Source organism: Ruegeria sp. A5 (assembly GCF_056543005.1).
This window is the reverse complement of record NZ_JBQGAV010000003.1, coordinates 299,555-318,317: the sequence shown is the minus strand read 5'-3', so window position 1 is coordinate 318,317 and position 18,763 is coordinate 299,555. Positions and strand designations below refer to the sequence as shown.

Annotated in this window: 16 protein-coding genes; 3 read left to right on the top strand and 13 right to left on the bottom strand. The window is 56.4% G+C overall.

Annotation, left to right across the window (positions count from 1 at the left end):
- Positions 1-123 precede the first annotated feature (123 nt).
- Entirely contained in the window at positions 124-1,098 is a 975-nt protein-coding gene (locus tag ACR0AY_RS09765; RefSeq protein WP_170394403.1) for a LysR family transcriptional regulator, read from the bottom strand.
- Positions 1,099-1,274: 176 nt separating this feature from the next.
- Here ACR0AY_RS09765 and ACR0AY_RS09760 point away from each other — a divergent pair, with 176 nt between their 5' ends.
- The 3 genes from ACR0AY_RS09760 (at position 1,275) to ACR0AY_RS09750 (ending at position 4,413) form a co-directional block, all read left to right on the top strand.
- Positions 1,275-2,270, top strand: a complete 996-nt coding sequence (locus ACR0AY_RS09760) for a taurine ABC transporter substrate-binding protein (protein ID WP_170394406.1) — start codon at positions 1,275-1,277, stop codon at positions 2,268-2,270.
- Between the two features lie 74 nt (positions 2,271-2,344).
- Positions 2,345-3,151: a taurine ABC transporter ATP-binding protein gene (locus ACR0AY_RS09755; protein ID WP_170394409.1), complete on the top strand. Its 807-nt coding sequence runs from the start codon at positions 2,345-2,347 to the stop codon at positions 3,149-3,151.
- Positions 3,148-4,413 (top strand): ABC transporter permease, encoded by a 1,266-nt coding sequence (locus ACR0AY_RS09750; protein WP_170394412.1) that lies wholly within the window; start codon positions 3,148-3,150, stop codon positions 4,411-4,413. The genes ACR0AY_RS09755 and ACR0AY_RS09750 overlap by 4 nt, the downstream gene beginning before the upstream one ends.
- A gap of 135 nt (positions 4,414-4,548) precedes the next feature.
- On the opposite strand, the gene ACR0AY_RS09745 is transcribed toward ACR0AY_RS09750, so the two are convergent.
- The 12 genes from ACR0AY_RS09745 to ACR0AY_RS09690 all read right to left on the bottom strand — a co-directional run bounded on the left by ACR0AY_RS09745 (position 4,549) and on the right by ACR0AY_RS09690 (position 18,718).
- Entirely contained in the window at positions 4,549-5,475 is a 927-nt protein-coding gene (locus ACR0AY_RS09745) for a carbohydrate kinase family protein (protein WP_170511975.1), read from the bottom strand.
- A 39-nt stretch (positions 5,476-5,514) separates the two neighbouring features.
- Positions 5,515-7,359 carry a family 1 glycosylhydrolase gene (locus ACR0AY_RS09740; protein ID WP_170511973.1) on the bottom strand — a complete coding sequence of 615 codons (1,845 nt, stop codon included), beginning with the start codon at positions 7,357-7,359 and terminating at the stop codon, positions 5,515-5,517.
- Between the two features lie 67 nt (positions 7,360-7,426).
- Positions 7,427-9,340, bottom strand: a complete 1,914-nt coding sequence (locus ACR0AY_RS09735) for a beta-galactosidase (RefSeq protein ID WP_170511971.1) — start codon at positions 9,338-9,340, stop codon at positions 7,427-7,429.
- Positions 9,337-10,197, bottom strand: a complete 861-nt coding sequence (locus ACR0AY_RS09730; RefSeq protein WP_170511969.1) for an SMP-30/gluconolactonase/LRE family protein — start codon at positions 10,195-10,197, stop codon at positions 9,337-9,339. The genes ACR0AY_RS09735 and ACR0AY_RS09730 overlap by 4 nt, the downstream gene beginning before the upstream one ends.
- Positions 10,194-10,799: a 2-dehydro-3-deoxy-6-phosphogalactonate aldolase gene (locus ACR0AY_RS09725; RefSeq protein ID WP_170511967.1), complete on the bottom strand. Its 606-nt coding sequence runs from the start codon at positions 10,797-10,799 to the stop codon at positions 10,194-10,196. Before ACR0AY_RS09725 ends, ACR0AY_RS09730 begins: the two co-directional genes overlap by 4 nt.
- Positions 10,796-11,689 (bottom strand): 2-dehydro-3-deoxygalactonokinase, encoded by an 894-nt coding sequence (locus ACR0AY_RS09720; RefSeq protein WP_170511965.1) that lies wholly within the window; start codon positions 11,687-11,689, stop codon positions 10,796-10,798. Before ACR0AY_RS09720 ends, ACR0AY_RS09725 begins: the two co-directional genes overlap by 4 nt.
- Positions 11,690-11,693: 4 nt before the next feature.
- Positions 11,694-12,461, bottom strand: coding sequence for an SDR family oxidoreductase (locus ACR0AY_RS09715; RefSeq protein WP_170511963.1), 768 nt, complete (start codon positions 12,459-12,461; stop codon positions 11,694-11,696).
- A complete protein-coding gene (locus tag ACR0AY_RS09710; protein ID WP_170511962.1) occupies positions 12,461-14,170 on the bottom strand; it encodes an IlvD/Edd family dehydratase in 1,710 nt (569 codons plus the stop codon). The genes ACR0AY_RS09715 and ACR0AY_RS09710 overlap by 1 nt, the downstream gene beginning before the upstream one ends.
- Positions 14,171-14,224: 54 nt before the next feature.
- Positions 14,225-15,565 (bottom strand): alpha-glucosidase/alpha-galactosidase, encoded by a 1,341-nt coding sequence (gene melA, locus ACR0AY_RS09705; protein WP_170511960.1) that lies wholly within the window; start codon positions 15,563-15,565, stop codon positions 14,225-14,227.
- Positions 15,566-15,587: 22 nt separating this feature from the next.
- Positions 15,588-16,436, bottom strand: a complete 849-nt coding sequence (locus ACR0AY_RS09700) for a carbohydrate ABC transporter permease (RefSeq protein ID WP_170394442.1) — start codon at positions 16,434-16,436, stop codon at positions 15,588-15,590.
- A 1-nt stretch (position 16,437) separates the two neighbouring features.
- Positions 16,438-17,364, bottom strand: coding sequence for a carbohydrate ABC transporter permease (locus ACR0AY_RS09695; protein ID WP_170394445.1), 927 nt, complete (start codon positions 17,362-17,364; stop codon positions 16,438-16,440).
- A 94-nt stretch (positions 17,365-17,458) separates the two neighbouring features.
- On the bottom strand, positions 17,459-18,718 hold the full coding sequence (locus ACR0AY_RS09690; protein ID WP_170394448.1) for an ABC transporter substrate-binding protein: 1,260 nt from the start codon (positions 18,716-18,718) through the stop codon (positions 17,459-17,461).
- Positions 18,719-18,763: the final 45 nt, after the last annotated feature.

Here is an 18,763-nt window from a genome sequence, read left to right as displayed (position 1 = left end):
TGTAGTCAAGCCGCAAGGTCAGGCCTAATCACAGCGGATGGGGCGCGTCGGTCAAGCGCACTGTACCCGGTTTCGAAAAAGCCGGAAAATAACTTCGATATTGCGCTCAGATTACCTGGTTGCTCATTCGGGGGGTGCGGGAATGGTTCGAAAGTCGTCATTCAACCACGGAAACCGCGAATTCATAGGCTCGGTCACATGACGACGGATCAGGTTTTGCAGTGTGTTGTGGATCAGTCGTGTGGTTGTCGACGGATAGATATTGGTCGTGAACAACGACACGGTGCGCGCAAAGCTTTTGCCCGGGAAAGGTAATGCGCGTGTATCTTTGTGGAATCGTCGTGCGCGATAGTAGCTGGCAGCAGTCGTGATCGTCCAACCACTGCCCCCGGCGACAAGTCCGATAATTGACTGATTACATTCAAGTTCGAACCGGTTGGGCAGGTTGATCTTGCTACGGGTTAGCTGAATTTCGATGAGTCTGCCGATGGTGTGATCACGCGAATATCGTAAAAGCGGAAGCGGACTGTCTGATTTGGTCAGTTCCTCGACCGGTCCGTCATATGCGGGCGGAAGAATGACGATAAACGGATCTCGAAGTAGCGGGAATTCGATTAACCCCTCAAAGTGCTCAGGAGGTCGGGTCGCAACGCCTGCATCCAGCTTTTGAGACTGCAGTTTGTCAAGAATCTCATGGCTGGGGCGGGTAAAGTGGCGAAAATTGCACCGCGGCAGGCTTGCAGAGAGATGACGGAACAGTTCTGGCGCGACCCGGCTGTCAAAATCGTCAATCAGGCCCAGACGCAAATCTGTTGCATGTTGCCAACTGCCCGAGCGAAGCTCGGCCTCGCCCCGTTTCAAGGCGATCAGGCCGTCATGCACATGTCGTGAGAACACCGTGCCTGCGGGTGTCAGACCCATGGGTCTGCGGCTGTGGTCCACCAAATCCACATCCAGCGCCTTTTCAAGACTGCGCAAATGATTGGAGACCGTACTGATTGACAAACCAGTTTCAGCTGACACCTTTTGGATTGAACCCAACTTGGAAATAAGTTGGAAGACCTCCAGCCACCTGAGACTGAGTGCTTTCTTTGTCATCGGATGCTCCCAAACCAGCGAACTATCAGTCAAAAGCGAAACAAAGTTTCGCTTTTTACGCAACCAGTATTTTGATTTACTAATTCAACGCGTAAGGACTATGGTTTTTCTACTGTTCCAGAGTTCGGACGTTTCAAGAGCCGACAAGTGGAACCAGCAGGGAGAAAATAGTCAAAATGATCAAGAAATATCTGCTCACAACAGCATATGCCGGGATTGCGGCCGTCACCGCTTCACAAGCCGCCGCGCTTGATGAACTGACGGTTGCATATTTCCTCGAATGGCCGATGCCGTTCCAGTATGCGAAAGCAAACGGAACCTACGAAGAAGAACTGGGCGTCAAGATCAACTGGGTGTCTTTCGACACCGGTACCGCCATGTCAGCTGCGATGGCCTCGGGTGATGTACAGATCGCAGTCAGCCAAGGAGTACCACCGTTTGTGGTAACCACTTCGGCCGGTCAGGACATCCAGATCGTCGATGTGGCGGTTAGCTATTCAGACAACGACAACTGCGTTGTTGCCGAAGCGCTTGAAATCGACAAGGGCAACGCGGGTGAACTGAACGGCAAGAAGGTCGGTGTTCCGATTGGTACAGCTGCGCATTACGGTTTCCTGTCGCAAATGTCTCACTTTGGTGTCGACATCGGTTCAATGGAAATTGTTGACATGGCTCCTGCCGATGGCGCCGCGGCGTTTGCCCAGGGCAACCTCGACATGGTTTGCGGCTGGGGTGGCGCGCTTCGTCGTATGACCGAGCATGGCAACATTCTGCTGACCGGTGCTGAAAAAGAAGAGATCGGTATTCTGGTGTTCGACGTCACTAGCGCTCCGGCAAGCTTCATCGAAGAAGAGCCCGAGCTTTTGTCGAAGTTCCTTAAGGTTACTGCAGATGCCAACGCCAAGTGGAACGCAGGCGACAGCAAAGATGAAATGCTGCCGGTGATTGCAAAGGATGCTGGTATGGATCCTGCAGACGCTGAAGCCACAATCGCGACTTTCACCTTCCCGTCAGTTGAAGACCAGCTATCTGAGAAGTGGCTGGGAGGTGGCGCGCAAGACTTCATGCAGGGTGTTGCAAACGTGTTCGTGTCGGCAGGCAGCATCGAATCCGCTCTGGATTCGTATGATGGTGCCGTTAATGCAGGCCCGCTGACAGCTGCGAATAACTAATCACGCAGGACATTTCATGCGACCGGCCCCGGTTTCGGGCCGGTCGACAGCTATGAAAGCAGGAAGGAGGCAGGATGCCTGAACTGGACATCGTAGAATTGTCCATGCGCTTTGACTTACCCAACGGCTCCTCAGTACAGGCCCTACAAGATGTTTCACTCAGCCTTAAAGAGGGTGAGCTGATGTCTGTCCTTGGCCCGTCGGGCTGTGGTAAAACGACGTTGCTGAACATCGTTGCAGGATTTCTGGCGCCGACATCTGGCAAAATTGAATTGAACGGCCATCTGGTCAAAGGCCCTGATGCTGAACGCGGGATGGTGTTTCAGAAGGGCGCATTGTTCGAATGGATGAATGTGCGGGAAAATGTCGAGTTTGGCCCGCGCATGAAAGGCATGCCCAAAGCCGAGCGTGACCAGATTTCCGACCATCTGCTTGAGGTCGTCGGGCTTCAGGATTTCAAGGACAAGGCGGTTTATGAACTATCGGGCGGGATGCAGCAGCGTGTTGCGTTGGCGCGGTGCCTGGCAAACGAGCCGGACGTCATCCTGATGGACGAACCGCTGGGTGCTTTGGATGCGCTGACCCGTGAGAAAATGCAGGGCCTTGTCCTGAAGCTTTGGAAAGAAACAGGCAAGACGATCATCCTGATCACCCACTCGGTCGAAGAGGCCTTGTTGCTGGGTGAGCGTCTGATTGTCATGGCCCCCAGACCGGGGCGCATTCACCGCGAATACAATCTGCCTTTTGCTGAACGCGGTGTGAATGCCGATCTGCGTGATGTGAAGAAATCCGAAGGTTTTGCGGAAAAGCGCGATGAGATCCTCTCGATGATCTGGGAGATGGAAGAAGAAATTATGGGTCGGACGGAGCAGGCATCATGATTGTACTTCTCTTCTATATCGGCCTGTTCGGTGGCGCGTTTTTTATCGTCTACGCGTTACGCCGCGGTTTGCAATCGCGTCAGGATTTCACAAGCTTGAAAACTGTGACTTTCGGCGACGAAAGTGCCGTACGAGCGGATAGGGCTGCATCGATAATCTCGGTTCTCGTGATCTTTGTAATCTGGGCGGCTTTCACCGGCTCGAAGTTGTTTCCGATCCATGTGCCGGGCCCATTTGTGGGTGATACGCAATTCACCTATACGCTCGAAAACGCGGATGGCAGCACGGATGAAGCCACGATTTTTGTTCGTGTTCCAGCCTTCGGTGAGGAAGCAGAAAAATTCGAGGTCGAGCCCGGCAGCGGATTTGCCAAAGACGATGCGGTTGCTGCTGCTGCGGGCCGCTCATCGACGATCCTGTTCGACAAGAACGATGATGCTAAACGTAATGAGGGTGCAAAGATCGTCGCGATCAACGGCACACCTATAGGTGAAGGCCAAAAGGTTGATACAGGCGATGGTACCGTAACGCTGACCGGGAAAGGGGCGATCAGTTTCACCCCCAAACAGGGCTTGCAGATGAACCCCATCTGGCTTCCAGCCCCTGAAACCGTTGTGGCCCGGTTCTTTGAGATTGCGAATGAAGGCTACCAGAACTTCTCGCTTTGGGAGCATCTGGGCTGGTCGCTGTTGCGCGTGATTGCTGGGTTTATCGCAGGTGCGCTTGTGGGGATTCCGCTGGGTTATGCAATGGGCCTATCCGGTTGGTTCCGCGGCTGGTTCGATCCGATTGTCGAGTTCATGCGACCGGTGCCGCCACTTGCGCTGATCCCACTGGTGATCATCTGGTTCGGCATCTGGGAGACCGGCAAGATCGTTCTGCTGTTCCTTGCGGCCCTTTGGATCATGACCATCGCCGCGCGGGCTGGTGTGTCCGGTGTGAACATCTCGAAAATCCACGCAGCGTATTCTCTGGGGGCGTCGAAATGGCAGATCATGCGCCATGTGATCGTGCCCAACTCGCTGCCCGAGATTTTCACCGGTGCACGTGTGGCTATGGGTGTCTGTTGGGGAACTGTTGTTGCGGCTGAACTGGTTGCCGCACAAAAGGGTGCCGGCATGATGATCATCGCCGCATCCAAATTCCAGCTGACCGACATTGTCATCATGGGGATCGTCCTGATCGGGGTGATCGGATATGGAATCGATATCCTGATGCGCAAGGCCGAGAACTGGCTGGTGCCATGGAAAGGCCGCAGCTGATCGGTCGTTCCCGATACTGTGGTAACAAAGCGGCCCCCGAGCAATCTCGGGGGCCTTTGCTTTAGCTGCATGTCAGACGGAGGCGTTATGCCATGCTCCTGTCCAGGCTTGAACCCGGCATCGGTGCGCTTGTTCTCAGAGTTCCTGCGCCCAAGGCGGGTTTGCCCCTGCTCGGGATACGGTAACGGCAGCGACCTTTGCCCCGTACTCCAGCGCGTCGCGAAGACTGCTTGTGGGCAAAGTGCGCAAGGCGGGTTTGTTGAGGTGACCGGTTTGGCTCAACGCGGCCAGCACACCTGCGTTGAACGTATCGCCAGCACCAACAGTATCCACGACCTTAACCTTCTGGACGGGCACGGAAACGTCCGTTCCATCAGTAAGATAGCCTGTCGCGCCATCCCCCCCTTTGGTCACGATTGCGATCGCTGGTCCTGCACGAAGCAGCAGTGGAATTTTCTCGGCATGGCTTTCGGGGCCCGGTATAATCCAATCAAGGTCTTCGTCGGACACTTTGATGATGTCGGCCTGTGCAATCATTCGGTTCAAACGGGTGCGGTATCGGGTCTGACCCTTGATAAAACCAGGTCGAATATTGGGGTCCAGCATTACGGCACGATCCGCGCCATGACGATCAAGTGTGGCCACGTAGGCATCGGCACAGGGTTCGCACGCCAGGCTGATCCCCCCGAAATACAGCGCTGACACACCGGCCAATTGATCCGGCATATCTTCGGGCTGCAGCATACGGCCTGCAGTATTCTCATCGACAAAGCTGTAGGTGGCGTGCCCGTCCTTCAACTGCACGAATGCAAGCGTCGTAGGACGGTCCGAGCGGATAACGTGCGAGGTCGCGACATGGCTGATCTGCAAGGCGGCGATCAACTGCTCTCCGAACATGTCGGTAGATAGCCCTGACAGCAGCCCCGTTTGTATGCCCAAACGACCCAATGCAATTGCTGTATTGAAGATCGCGCCGCCGGAATGTGGGACAAACCCTTTGCTGCCAGAAACCGTTGGTTCGGCAATCATATCGATCAGAGCTTCTCCACAGCACAGGATCATTCCGCTACCCTTCGATCTGCCTAAAAATGCACGGCCAAATTACCGTGCCAAGGCATTCTTACAGAAATTGTTAGCGCCAACAATGCCAAACTCATTCTGCTCCGACACATACAGGTTCATTGATCGCCGCAGTTCATCAAACCGACCTCCTGCGTTGAAGGCACGCAGAAAATCCTGACCAAACAGCCAGCGGTTCTTTTCGGCCACCCCGCCAACAAGAAACACACCTCCGGAGGGGATAAGAGCAACAGCAAGATCGCCCATTATGGCGCCCAGATGCTCGGTGAACATTCGCGCCGCCTTAACAGCGCAGGCATCCGAGCCGTCCTGAGCATCCTGCAGAATGTCTTTTGCCGAACGTATCATGCCGTTGGGCTGACCTTCGGCCATTCCGATCGCCTGATAGAGAACCGGTAGGCCAGTTCCGCTCAGGAACATCTCGGCCTCGATGGTGAGCGTATCGTCAAAAAAGCACTCGGGTATGATCTTGCGGGCTGCGCGGAAAACCTCGACCTCGTCAAGATGGCGCGGGGACAATCCAACATGGCCGCCCTCGCCGGAAACGGTGTGAAAATGTCCTTCAGAGTAGAGCAGGGCGCCCACGCCCAGCCCGGTTCCCGGCCCGACAACTAGCCGTGTCCCCAATGGTAGAGCGGCTGAGCCCTGCAATACCTCAACATCATTCTCGGTAATCTCGGCGACTGACCATGCGGCAGCAGTGAAATCATTGATGACATAGGTATGGTGCGCGCCGGTCGCTCGGGCCAGAGCGTCTTCGGAAAGATCAAGATTGGCATTGGTCAGGCGAATGGTGCCGTCCTGAACCGGCCCCGCCCCGGCCGCGACCACAGCGCGCGGCTGTGTCCCGACCTCGTCGCATAAACTGTGTAATGCGTCTTGCAGGTCGCTTACAGTGCCCGTGGGGTGTTTGCGAAGATCGGTCAGCGCCCCCTCGGTTACGACGCCCAATCTTGTATTGGTGCCGCCGATATCGGCCACCAGATTCCAATGTGCGTGTAACCCTCCCTTGGGTCTAACCCATGGGGCCGGCTGGGCGTCACTTGTTTGGATTGTCTGCAACGCCTCGACGTCGGTCCCGGACTGAACGAAAATGCCGTGTACCAAGGTGTCGGATTCAAGCGCGTCATGCACGCGCGCCAGCGAATGCACCAAGTCATGACCCGCATCGGCGGCTACGGTCACGAATGAAGGCAGCGATTGCTCATGTGTTGTGCGCATGAGTATGTCTATGTCAGCGCCCTCTTTCACGACTACGCTGCACCAATCAATCGGCTCGGCGATGATGGAAAAATCATCCCGCCAATTTTCGGGAAAGTGGCGGGCCAATCGATCCAGCAAAGACTGCGGGTATTGCCCGTTGGTTATCGTATCAAGGATGAGCGGATCGACCTCTACACCCAGATTGGCCATCCCATAGCTCCGCATTTCCTGACGCGCCGCGCCCTGTGCAAGCAATTGATGGTGCAGGCTGCGGGCATTAGTGCGAGGGTCGCGTTCGATTCCGACGGACGGGTTCAAGGTAGAGATGTTGAATATCCGATCACCCATCCGAGCGACGACTGCCTCAGAAAACGCTGCAAAATAGTCGGCCATTACTCGATTGCGCCACCCGCCGATATCCTCCAGCGCTGGGGGGATATCGTTGTGATCCAGCACAATGCATGGCCGAATGCTGTGTGCCAAAAGCTGATCAATCCGCTGCTCGCACTGATCCAATGCGCGTGCATCAGGAATGCGACCGTCTGGCATGATTTGCTGCCAACGGACTGTAAAGCGGTGCATGTCTAGCCCAGTTGCCGGTTCTGCAGGGGCAGCCGCACCAAACAGAAAGCCATTGGGAAAGTCAGAACGGGTATATTTCATTGTCGCAACCTGTTGGAGCCATGACCAGCGTCACGCCATCTAACAGGTTATGTTAGCGGTATCTAGATTAACGTTTATATGAACCGCGCGTCCTGAACAGGACATCACATCCCTCGATCTGCTGGCCGTCCCATGTCACTGAATGCGCATTATAGTTGATCAGCACTTCGTGCGACTGCGTCTCGCGCCGCCGCAGCCCTTTGGGCATCGGATGGAGCGCCAGATCCGTTTTCTGGGCCGCCATGGCTATGACGCGATCCCAAAGGGCCTCATCGGGGAACCCCGCCAAATACCAAAGACCGGCACCGCCATGCAACGCCGCAGTGCCATCTGCGAAAGAAAGCAATTTTTGCGCGGAGCCTGACAAGCGCTCAACCCAATGTTCCGCAGCACCGCCCCCTTCGACAATGCGGGTTACGCCGGGTGGCAAAGTCTCGATCAGATCGACATGGCTGCTGAGGCCATCAAGACCTGGGCGCCCCGAATCAGGGATCTGAAAATCTTCGGTGATTGCCCCGCTGCGCGGTCCCAGAACGGCAAGATCACATCCTTGTAGTAGCCTTTGTTCAAGATCGCCTAGGGCAGCCAGGCCCGGTGCTAGGATCAGATTATAGTGCTCCTTGCCGACCTCGTTCTGAGGCACGAAATCCACCGACAACCCAGCGCGCCGCAACGCGCGGTAGGCAGAGAATACGAGCCGGAAATAATCGAACCCCGCGCCCTGAGGCTGCGTTGTCCAGGCCCAGTCAGATGCATAATCGAAGACGATAGCAACCTGCGCATGGATAGGCTGAACCGTGCCTATCGCGGCCAGATCATCGGCGGTCTGACGCGCCTCTGCCAAACCGGGTGCTTCGTCGCCATGCGGGGTAAGCAGACCGGCATGCATCTGTTCCTGCCCAAATGGCGCTTGCCGCCAGCGGAAATAGCTGACCACTTCGGCCCCATGGGCCACCGCCTCAAGCGACCAGAGGCGCACCATGCCGGGTAGGGGTGCCGGGTTGTAGGGGGCCCAGTTCACTGGACCGGGTTGCTGTTCCATGACCCACCAACGGCCTCGACCGACGGCGCGGTATAGGTCGTGGTGAAAGGCCTGCATGTCCGGATCACCCTGCTGCAGAAATGCAGTCTTGTGCGGCTCGTCCACTTCCAACCGATCCGACAGGAAGCCAATCGGATAGCTGTCCCACGTCGCGATGTCCAAATCCCTGCCTACATCGAAATGATCGAATTCCAGCACACGCCCCATGTAATTGTGCAGCAATGGTTGATCCGTTAGCGGCCGCAGCGCATCGACCTGGGCCTTGTTGAACGCCACCACTTGATCCGAACTGAACCTGCGAAACGCCAAGACGTGTGCCGGGTTGGGCTCGGTCACGGTCTGGTTCGGCAGTTCGATCTGATCGAAGCTGCTATATTCCATCGACCAGAACACATTCCCCCAGGCATCGTTCAACGCGTCGATCGAGTTGTATCGGTCCGCCAGCCAGCGGTGAAAAGCATACAGCGCCGCAGCACTATAGCTGAGCGTCGTATCGTGACAGCCATATTCGTTATCGATTTGCCAGGCAGCGATATACGGGTTGCGGCCATAGCGCTGACCCATGATCTTCGTGATCCGCTTGCATTCGTCGATATAGCCGGTGCGACTAAAGCAATAATGTCTGCGTGAGCCGAACTTGCGTAGATTGCCATCAGCATCCACAGCCAGCATGTCGGGATGCTTGTCCAGCATCCATCGCGGAGGTGTTGCCGTCGGGGTGCCCAGCACAATCTTCAGCCCTGCCGCACCCAAGGTTTCAATCGCGCGATCCAACCAGTCGAATTGCAGGTCTCCAGCAGTGGGTTCCATTCGGCTCCAGGCGAATTCGCCGATCCTGACCCATTTCAAGCCAGTCTCGACCATGCGCGCGGCGTCCTGAGCCCAGTTTTCTTCGGGCCAGTGTTCAGGGTAATAGCAAACGCCAAGTTCCGGCTTCATAGTATAACTCTGTGTTCAGCTTGACCTTGCGCCACATTTGGCGCGGTGAGTGTCATGCCATTCGTCGGCGTTCTTACAAGAGTGTCCGCGTCCAGCCCTTGGCGGGCGGTGGTGCAGAACAGTGTAGTCAGGTCATCACCACCAAAACTCGGGCACGAAGTGTGTTTGGCATCGAAACCAACCGCTCTCAGGAATTGACCGCCGGGCGTATAGGCTGCAACCCGGCTGGCACCCCATTGGGCGATCCAGATGTTTCCGTCGTGATCAACCACGGCACCGTCCGGGTTCAGATCTTCGCTTTGCAGGTCAAGGAAGACCGCCGCTTTTCCTATGGGCCAGCCTGTCTGCGCGTCCAGTTCCCAACGCATGACCAGCTTGGTGGCGGTATCGCTGTAATAGGCGCAGGATCGGTCCGGCGCAAAGCAGATTGCATTTGAGATGGTGATATCTCGGACCAATGGCCGTAGCTCGCCATTCCAATAGCGATAGATCGAACCTGCGCCTACTTCTGCCTGTTTGCCCATGGTGCCAATCCAGAACCCGCCCCAAGGATCGGCGCGCCCATCATTGGATCGAGTCACCGGATTGTCGACCTCAAGCGGGGCGATCAAATCTTTGGCTCGACTCTCAAGCCCAAATCGCCACAGGCCGGTTTCCGACGCGATCAGCAAAGTGTCACGGTCTACCCATCCTGCGGCTGAGACATGTTCATCGAACGCCCAGCTATGCGCTTGTTCATTTTCTCGCGTCATCAATCGCTTGCCGATGATATCGAACCAGAAAAGCTGTTGCCGTTTAGGGTGCCACAATGGCCCCTCGCCCAATTCGCAGGGGCGGTCGTCATAGACCTGACTCATCCAACGGCCTCATCATAGGCAGCAACGATTTGCCGGGCACGGTTTGCTATTTCTCCAACTGACATTCCGGGCTTATAGAGCGCAGATCCAATTCCGAAGCCGTCGGCGCTGGCCTCGATCCAGGCTCCAAAGTTCTCGGGGCCCGCACCGCCCACCGCAAAGACCTGAGCACCCGGCGGCAAAACAGGGCGCAGCGCAGCCAACCCTGCAAGACCGGCAAGCGAACCGGGGAAAAGTTTTAACCCCGTAGCCCCGGCCTGGAGCGCAGCGAAGGCCTCGGTCGGGGTGAACACACCCGGCCAGCTTTGCAGCCCAAGTGCGACAGAGCGTTGGATCACGGACACATCGCAATTTGGCGAAACGATCAGTTTGCCCCCGACATCGGCAACCGCGTCAACCTGATCGGGGGTCAATACAGTACCCGCCCCAATAAGCGCGCGGTCCCCGATCTCCGAGGCGAGAACTCGGATACTTTCCAGCGGATCGGGAGAGTTCAGCGGAACCTCAATCCGGTCAATTCCCGCTTCCAGCAGGGCGTGACCGACCGGTAGCGCCTCGTCAGAGGTTAACCCGCGCAGAATGGCGATGATTGGGCGGCTCATGCAGTTTGCCTCGTTAATGTTCGGGCCTGCGACAGACCCGCAAGTGTTGCGATTGTGGCGTCTGCGGTTTCGACCATGGCACCTTGTTGCTGCAGGGCGGTCGCGTAGGCCTTGGTCAGACTTTCCGAGCCGATGATCGCCAATTGTTGGCCCAGCCAATAGGGCCGCGATGCGGCAAGCTCGGCGCCAATCAGGAACCCTGAAAGACGGGCGCGTGCAACGCTCTTGCTTTGACCGTGCAGCAAATCAGCGGCCCGTAGCCCGAATAGGCGCGCTGCCAGCTGCTCGGGTTTCGACAGCATGTCGGCAACCGCTTCGGTAAAACTCGCGTCGTCCCAGCCCTCGTCAATTGAATGCTGCAGAACGGATTGCCCGCGCAGCAGATCAAACAACTCGCCGGTCATGAAGGTTCGGAAACTGACCACCTCTCCGGCACTGATCTGGGCCCACTTCGTATGAGTACCGGGCAGGCAAATCACACCGTCCCAATTCTGATGCGTGCTGAGGAACCCCGCGATCTGAGTCTCTTCACCGCGCATCACATCGGGAGGGCTGGTCTGTTTCAGCCCCGGAACAACGAAGGCCCGAATGCGCGGATCGGTGTTTGGAACACGGAATGGTACGATCGGGATTGGTTCGGACGGAACAGCGGAATACGGGGCCTCGACCCAACCTTGCCGTGCCCCAACCATTCCGCAGGCGATCACATCTACCGGTTGCCCGGGCAGCCAATCTTCGATCAAAGCTAGCAGGGCTGCCTGAAAACCTCCGCCGGCTGTGCGGGACATACCATCTGACGACGCGGCCTGTGCCAAAACGCTATCACCTTGCATGGCCCATGCCCGCAGATGAGATGTTCCCCAGTCAACAGCGATCCACTCGACATTCATAGCGTCACCCCGTTCCTACCACGCCGCCGTCAACCACCATGCACTGCCCGGTCATTGCACGGCTTGCGCTTGAAGCCAGAAACAGGGTTGGTGCGATCATGTCTTCGGGCGTCAGATGCTCTTTCAGGCTCTGGCGATCCATATGCGCAGCCAGATCTTCGGGTGTGGCCCACATGTCCAGCTGTTTCTGTGTCAGAACCCATCCCGGTGCCAGCGCGTTGACGCGAATTTTATGTGGCCCAAGTTCACGCGCCAACGAGCGTGTCATGCCGGTGATTGCCGCATTTGAACTTGTATAGATTGGATAACCTGCGTTCCCCATCAGGTAACTGATCGAACTGAAATTGATGATCGAACCGCCTTTGTCCTTCATCTGTCGCGCGGCTTCCTGACAGGCAAAATAGTAGGCCTTTAGGTTGACTTCGATCATCCAGTCCCAGAACTCGGTTGTAGTTTCTTCAAGTGAGTGCCGCTTGTCATTCGCGGCGTTGTTGACCAGCACTTTAATCGAGCCATGGGCTTCAGCTGCTTTGGCCATGGTGGCGTGCAACAGCTCGGTATCAGTCATGTCACCCTGTAGGAACAAGGGGGCGCGGCCGTGCTTGTCACGCATCTGTTCGACAAATTCACCGGCATCTGACCGACCGATAAAGGCAACTTTAGCCCCTTGGGCCATGAACCCGTCAGTCAACGCTGCACCAACGCCCGAACCGCCGCCGGTGATATAAACAGAGGCTCCGTTGAGGTCTTGAAATGTAGCAGGTTGATCCATCAGTGGCTCTCTCTCGTCACTAGGCGCGTGTCTTTGCCCACAAGGAAATCAAGGTCCGCGCCGCGATCAGCCTGCAACACGTGGTCGATATAAAGCTTCGCATACCCGCGCGAGTAATGCGGATCGTCCGGTTGCCACAGGGCGCGGCGGGCGTCCAGTTCCTTTTCGTCGACCAGCAGCTGCAGCTCGCCCTTGTTGGCGGACACGCGAATACGGTCACCGGTTTTGACCAACGCCAACGTACCACCGGCCTGAGCCTCAGGGCTGACATGCAGGATAACTGTCCCGAATGCAGTACCAGACATACGCGCGTCCGAGATCCGGATCATGTCGCGTACGCCGTCTTTGACCAGCTTGGCCGGGATCGGCATGTTCCCAACCTCGGGCATCCCTGGATAGCCCTTGGGCCCACAACCTTTGAGGACCAGAATGGTCTCAGGTGTAACTGGTAGGTCGTCGCGGTCGATATTGGCTTTCAGATCTTCGATGCTTTCAAAAACGTATGCTTCGGCCTCGGTTTCCAGCAGTGCATCTGTGGCCGCCGAAGGCTTCACGATTGCCCCGTTGGGCGCAAGATTGCCGCGCAGAACCCGCATGCCTGCGGCGGGTTTTACCGGATCGTCAAATGGGCGGATGACGTCTGTGTTGAAACACTCAGCCCCTTCACAGTGGGCCGAGATGTCCTTGTTCAGAACTGTTCTTGCCGGGCGCAGGAAAGGTTTGAGTTCGCTCAGAACCACTGGCACACCGCCTGCATAACAGAAATCCTCCATCAGGTATTTGCCAGAAGGCATGCAATTGACCAGCAGGGGGATTTCCGATCCGATTTCAAAGTCTTTCAACGTCAGGTCGACACCCACGCGACCTGCAAGTGCCAACAGGTGGACCACTGCGTTTGTCGATCCTCCGACGGCCGCATTGGCGAGGATGGCATTCTCAAACGCCTCCCTGGTCAGGATATCTGATGGCTTGAGGTCCTCGTCCACCATCTCGACAATGCGCTTGCCGGTCAGATGCGCCAGTGCCATGCGGCGGGCATCAACGGCAGGCAGGGCGGCGTTGGTAGGCAGCGACATGCCCATCGCCTCAACCAATGAGGCCATGGTACTAGCGGTGCCCATAGTCATGCACACGCCCGCGCTACGCGACATGCCTGATTCAGCGTTCATGAAATCCTGAAGTGTCATTTCTCCGGCACGAACAGCCTCGGAAAACTTCCAGACATCTGTGCCCGAGCCGATATCCTGACCCCGGTATTTGCCGTTCAGCATCGGGCCAGAGCTAACCACGATGGACGGCAAATCGACCGAGGCTGCACCCATCAGCTGCCCCGGGGTGGTCTTGTCGCATCCACCCAGCAGGACAACGCCGTCGATACCATAGGCGCGGATCGATTCCTCGACATCCATCGCCAGCAGGTTGCGAAACAGCATGGCGGTGGGTTTCATCTGGGTCTCGCCCAGCGACATAACGGGGAATTCCACTGGAAAGCCGCCGGCCTCCCACACGCCCCGTTTCACGCCTTCGGCCAGATCACGAAGGCCCGAATTGCAGGGCGTCAGTTCCGACCATGTGTTGCAGATGCCGATGATGGCGCGCCCGTCAAAAGCGTGATCCGGAAAGCCCTGGTTTTTCATCCAGGACCGGTGAATGAACCCGTCCTTATCGAGTTTTCCGTACCAATGCTGTGAACGGCGTTTCTTGGTCATTATTGGCTCTGTCTATCTGGCGTTGGAATTGAGTGTTTTTTGAGAAGACGAAGATCAAGCTGCGCGGGCGGGGCGGCACCAATCTGGCAGCCAATCACCATGGGCAGAAAGCAGATCGGTGACGAGGCTGCGAATTTGGCGCAGATCCAGCTCGGCCGCAGTATGGGGATCCATCATTGCGGCGTGATAGATGTATTCGGGGTTTTCTTCGGTCAGCGCGCGAACCGTTAGCTCTTGTACGTTGATCTGGGTCCGCATCAACGCGATCAGTTGTGGCGGGATATCCGTGACCACGGAAGGTTGGACGCCATTCGAGTCAACCAGACACGGCGTTTCAACCGCTGCACCTAGGGGTAGTTGCGGAATCTGACCCGTATTTGGCAGGTTGCCGTAAGCTGAGTACGGCGTGTCTGTCACGATTGCGTTCATAAGGTCGGCGGCGAATTCATGGCTTCGGGTTACTTCGATGTTCCGACCATCTGTCAGGGTCTTGGCCTGTTCCTTCCAATTGGCCACCTGCTCGACACAGCGGGTCGGGTATTCGTCCAGCGGTATGCTGAACTGTTCGATCAGGTCATTGCGACCGTCTTTGATGAACCAAGGAACGTATTCTGCAAAATGCTCGGAACTTTCGGTGCAGAAGTATCCAAGATGGTCCATCACTTCGTACCGGACTTTGTTTGGACAGCGCGGCATTAGCAGCGGAGGCTTGGGTAAATGCCCGGCGCGATAGCCCTGACGCAAAGCCGGATACAGATCGCGGCCTTCATGCTCGAGCTTGAGGAAGAACGCGACGTGATTGATACCGGCAACTTTGTAGCGAAAGTCCGCCTTGGGCAGGTCTAGATCATGCGCCAGTTCTTCGACCGTGTTCTGGACAGAATGGCACAGGCCGACATGTTTCAGATTAGGGAAGCGCTCAGCCAGAGACCAGGTGTTGATGGCCATCGGATTCACGTATTGCAGCAGCGTTGCGTTGGGGCACAACTGCATCATGTCCTGCGCGACGCCCCACAGAACGGGCACAGTGCGCAGGCCGCGCATAATGCCACCAACACCCAGCGTATCGGCGATAGTCTGACGCAGGCCATATTGTTTTGGGATTTCAAAATCTGTCACCGTGCAAGGCTCATACCCGCCAACCTGAAAGGCAGTGATCACGAAATCTGCGCCGTCCAGCGCCGCGCGACGATCCGTGTGGGTTGAGACGGTTGCACCCGTGCCGACTGAGCGGATCATGGCCTTGGCCACAGCTTCGCTTTCGGCCAAGCGCACCAGATCGATATCCATCAGCGCAAAGTGGCTGTCTGCAAGGGCAGGGGTGAGCAGGGCGTCGCCCACGATGTTCTGCATGAAGATCGTGGAACCTGCACCTACAAAGGTGATCTTGGTCATGAGGTAAACCTCTGGTTTGACGTTATTTTACGGCACCGAGGGTCAGGCCCGCGATGAAGTGTTTCTGCATCAGGAAGAACATGGCAACCGGCGGCAGGGCTGCCACTATAGAACCGGCACTCATCAACTGATAGGCAGCGCGAAATTGCGCGTTGAAGCTGGTGATCCCGGCTGTCACGGGCTGGCTTTCGGCCCCTTGGGTCAGGACAACAGCCCAGAAATAGTCGTTCCAGATGAAGGTGAAAATCAGGACACTGAGTGCGGCGATGGCCGGTTTCATCAGTGGTAGAACGACGTACCAGAAGATTCGCCATTCGCTAATGCCCTCGACCCGTGCGGCCTCGATCAGTTCGAATGGCAGGGCGCGGATGAAGTTGCGCATAAAGAGCGTGCAGAACCCTGTCTGGAAGGCGATGTGGAATAGCACAAGCCCTGTTTTGGTGTTGTAAAGGCCCAACTCCAGCGTGAGATCGCGCACGGGGACCATCAGGATCTGGAAGGGTACGAAATTGCCCGCCACAAACATGAAGAAGATCCAGAGGTTCGATTTGAATTTGTAGATCCCCAGCGCGAAGCCTGTCATGCAACTGAGTGCAACGGCCCCGATTACCGTTGGTACGGTGATCAGGAACGAGTTCATCAAGTAACGTGGCATATCCGAATTGAAAAAGACCTGACCATAGTTGAACGCGCCCTCAAAACTGGACGGCATCCCCCAGTAATTCGCATTGGTGAAGTCTGCGGCTGGTTTGACCGAGAAAAGCGCGACCGCCAAAAGGGGGCCCAGCCATAGTAGCAGTGCCAGAGGCAACATCGCCTGATAGGTGATCTGCGCTGCGCGGGGTTGTTTTTCGATCGGTTTGGGAAACATCTCAGTGCCCCCTTTCTTCACGGTACATCGACCACAGGAAGTAGGCGATGAAGCAGAGCATAATCAGGAACAGGATCACAGCGATAGCTGCGCCATATCCCATGCGGAAGCCATATTCGGACAGCGCGACCTCGAACATGTAGTAGGCCAGCACGCGGGACGAGCCAAAAGGACCGCCCTGTGTCATGATCGAGATCAGGTCAAAGCTGCGCAGCGCGCCGATGATTGTCACAACGAATGCGATGAAGGTTGCCGGGCGCAGCTGCGGCAGAATAATGTGCCACAGCATTCGCCCACCTTTTGCGCCGTCCAGACGCCCGGCTTCGATCTGTTCGGGGTCGACCGCGTTCAGGCCGGTGAGGTAGAGGATCATGCAATAGGCCGTTTGTGGCCATAGACCTGCGAAGATAATGCCGTAGGTTACGAAGCGCTCATCCCCCAGCACGTTCAGTGGACCGAGGCCAAAGAGGCTTAGAAATTCATTTAGCAGGCCAAAGGTTGGGTCGTAGAACCATGTGAATACTAGCCCAACGACGACCTGAGAGATGACGAAGGGAAAGAAGAACAAAGACTTGTAGAGGCGGATGCCCCAGACCGTCTGGTTCAGGAACAGTGCGATAAACAAGCCTGCAGGGATTGCGGCCAGATACAGGATCAGCCAGATCAGGTTGTTCTTGAGCGAGATGTAGAAAGCGTCGCGGTCCACCCATTCCCAATACAGATCTTCATAGTTGCGAAAGCCGACATATTCAGCTGCACCTAAACCGTCCCATTCATAAAGAGACAGATTGAAAGACTGAAAGACCGGGATGATCACATAGACCATGAAGAACAACAGACCCGGAGCCAAAAACAGCCAGGGCGCGATGCGCTGTTGGTTTCTGTGGAACCAGCTTTCTTGCTCGGGGGCGTCAACGGCAGCGGTCATGGGCATCTCGGATCTGGTGGGAGAAGGCGGGCTGAAGCCCGCCCTACTATTGTGCAAGGTGTAGGCCGGGCTTCAGCCCGACCCTGGACAAGACTTAGTTGTCGTAGATGCGCTCGCGCGCACGTTCCAGCTTGGCCAGAATCTTGTCAGCGTTGTCCGGCTTGACCATGAATTCCTGGAAGCCTTCCATCGACACTTTTGCCATTTCCGCTGGTGCGTCGCGGTCCCAGAACTGTGCAACACCGCCGGGGCTGTTAGACGATAGCATGACAAAGCCCTGCTGCAGGAACTTGTCGTCGTCCACTGCAGATTGCGCGTTCACAGGCAACTGGCCGAGGTTTGCACCGTTGTTGATTTCGGTCTGTTCGTCCGCAGAGACTGCGAAACGCAGGAACTCACGCGCGGCTTCCTTGTTCGAGGCATTGGCCGGGATATGGAACGTATCGGTCGGCGCGTCTTCGGCCAGTTCAACATCGGGGTTGATGGCGACAAACTGATAGAAGTCCAACTGATCGTCGGTCAGGCCTGCTTCACGCAGCGGAGCCACAGCGAAGTTACCCATCAGATAGGCGGCGGCCTCACCGTTGACCATAAAGGGCAGGGCTTCTTGCCAGCTATATGTCTGGTGGTTGTCAATGAATGCGCCCATGTCGATCAGCTGTTTCCAGTTGGCGAAGGTCTGCTTAACCCGGTCGTCTTCCCAGCTGATCTCGCCATTTGCGAGTTGATTGTGAAAGTCGAACCCGTTGGTGCGCATGTTCAGATAGTCAAACCAGCCACCTGCTGTCCACAGGAACTTGGTGCCGATGGTATAACAGGCGCGGCCGGAATCGACGATCTTCTGGCAATTGGCCAGTTCTTCTTCCCAAGTGGTCGGCTCGGTCAGACCCAGCTCATCAAAGATGTCTTTGCGGTAATAAACGCCCCATTGATAGTAGGTGTACGGAACGCCCCACTGTTTGCCATCAATGGTCATCGCACCTTTGGTCGAGGCCAGATTGTCGGCGATTTCAGGTTCAGCCCACAGGTCCGAGACGTCTTCGAAAAGACCCGCTTCAACATAAGGCTTCATCCGGTTGGCTGCATACCAGGTGGCAACGTCTGGCGTGTCAGCCGTCAGGAAGTTGCGAATCTGGGTCTTGTAGGCCTCACGGTCGATCACGGTGGTTTCGATTTCCAGACCGGGATGTTCGGCCGCGAATCGCTCGATCATCGCTTCCATCGTCGCGCGCGGCGCCGGGTTGGACGTATCGAGGAAGATTCGCAGCTCGCCGGTCAGCTCTGCTGCGACGGGCGCAGCAAGTGCCACACTGGCAGCCAAAGCAGCCGCTGTGCGCTTGAACATGGAATGCATAGTTTCCTCCCTTAAGCTTCCATATTGGTCTCAAATATTGAAACC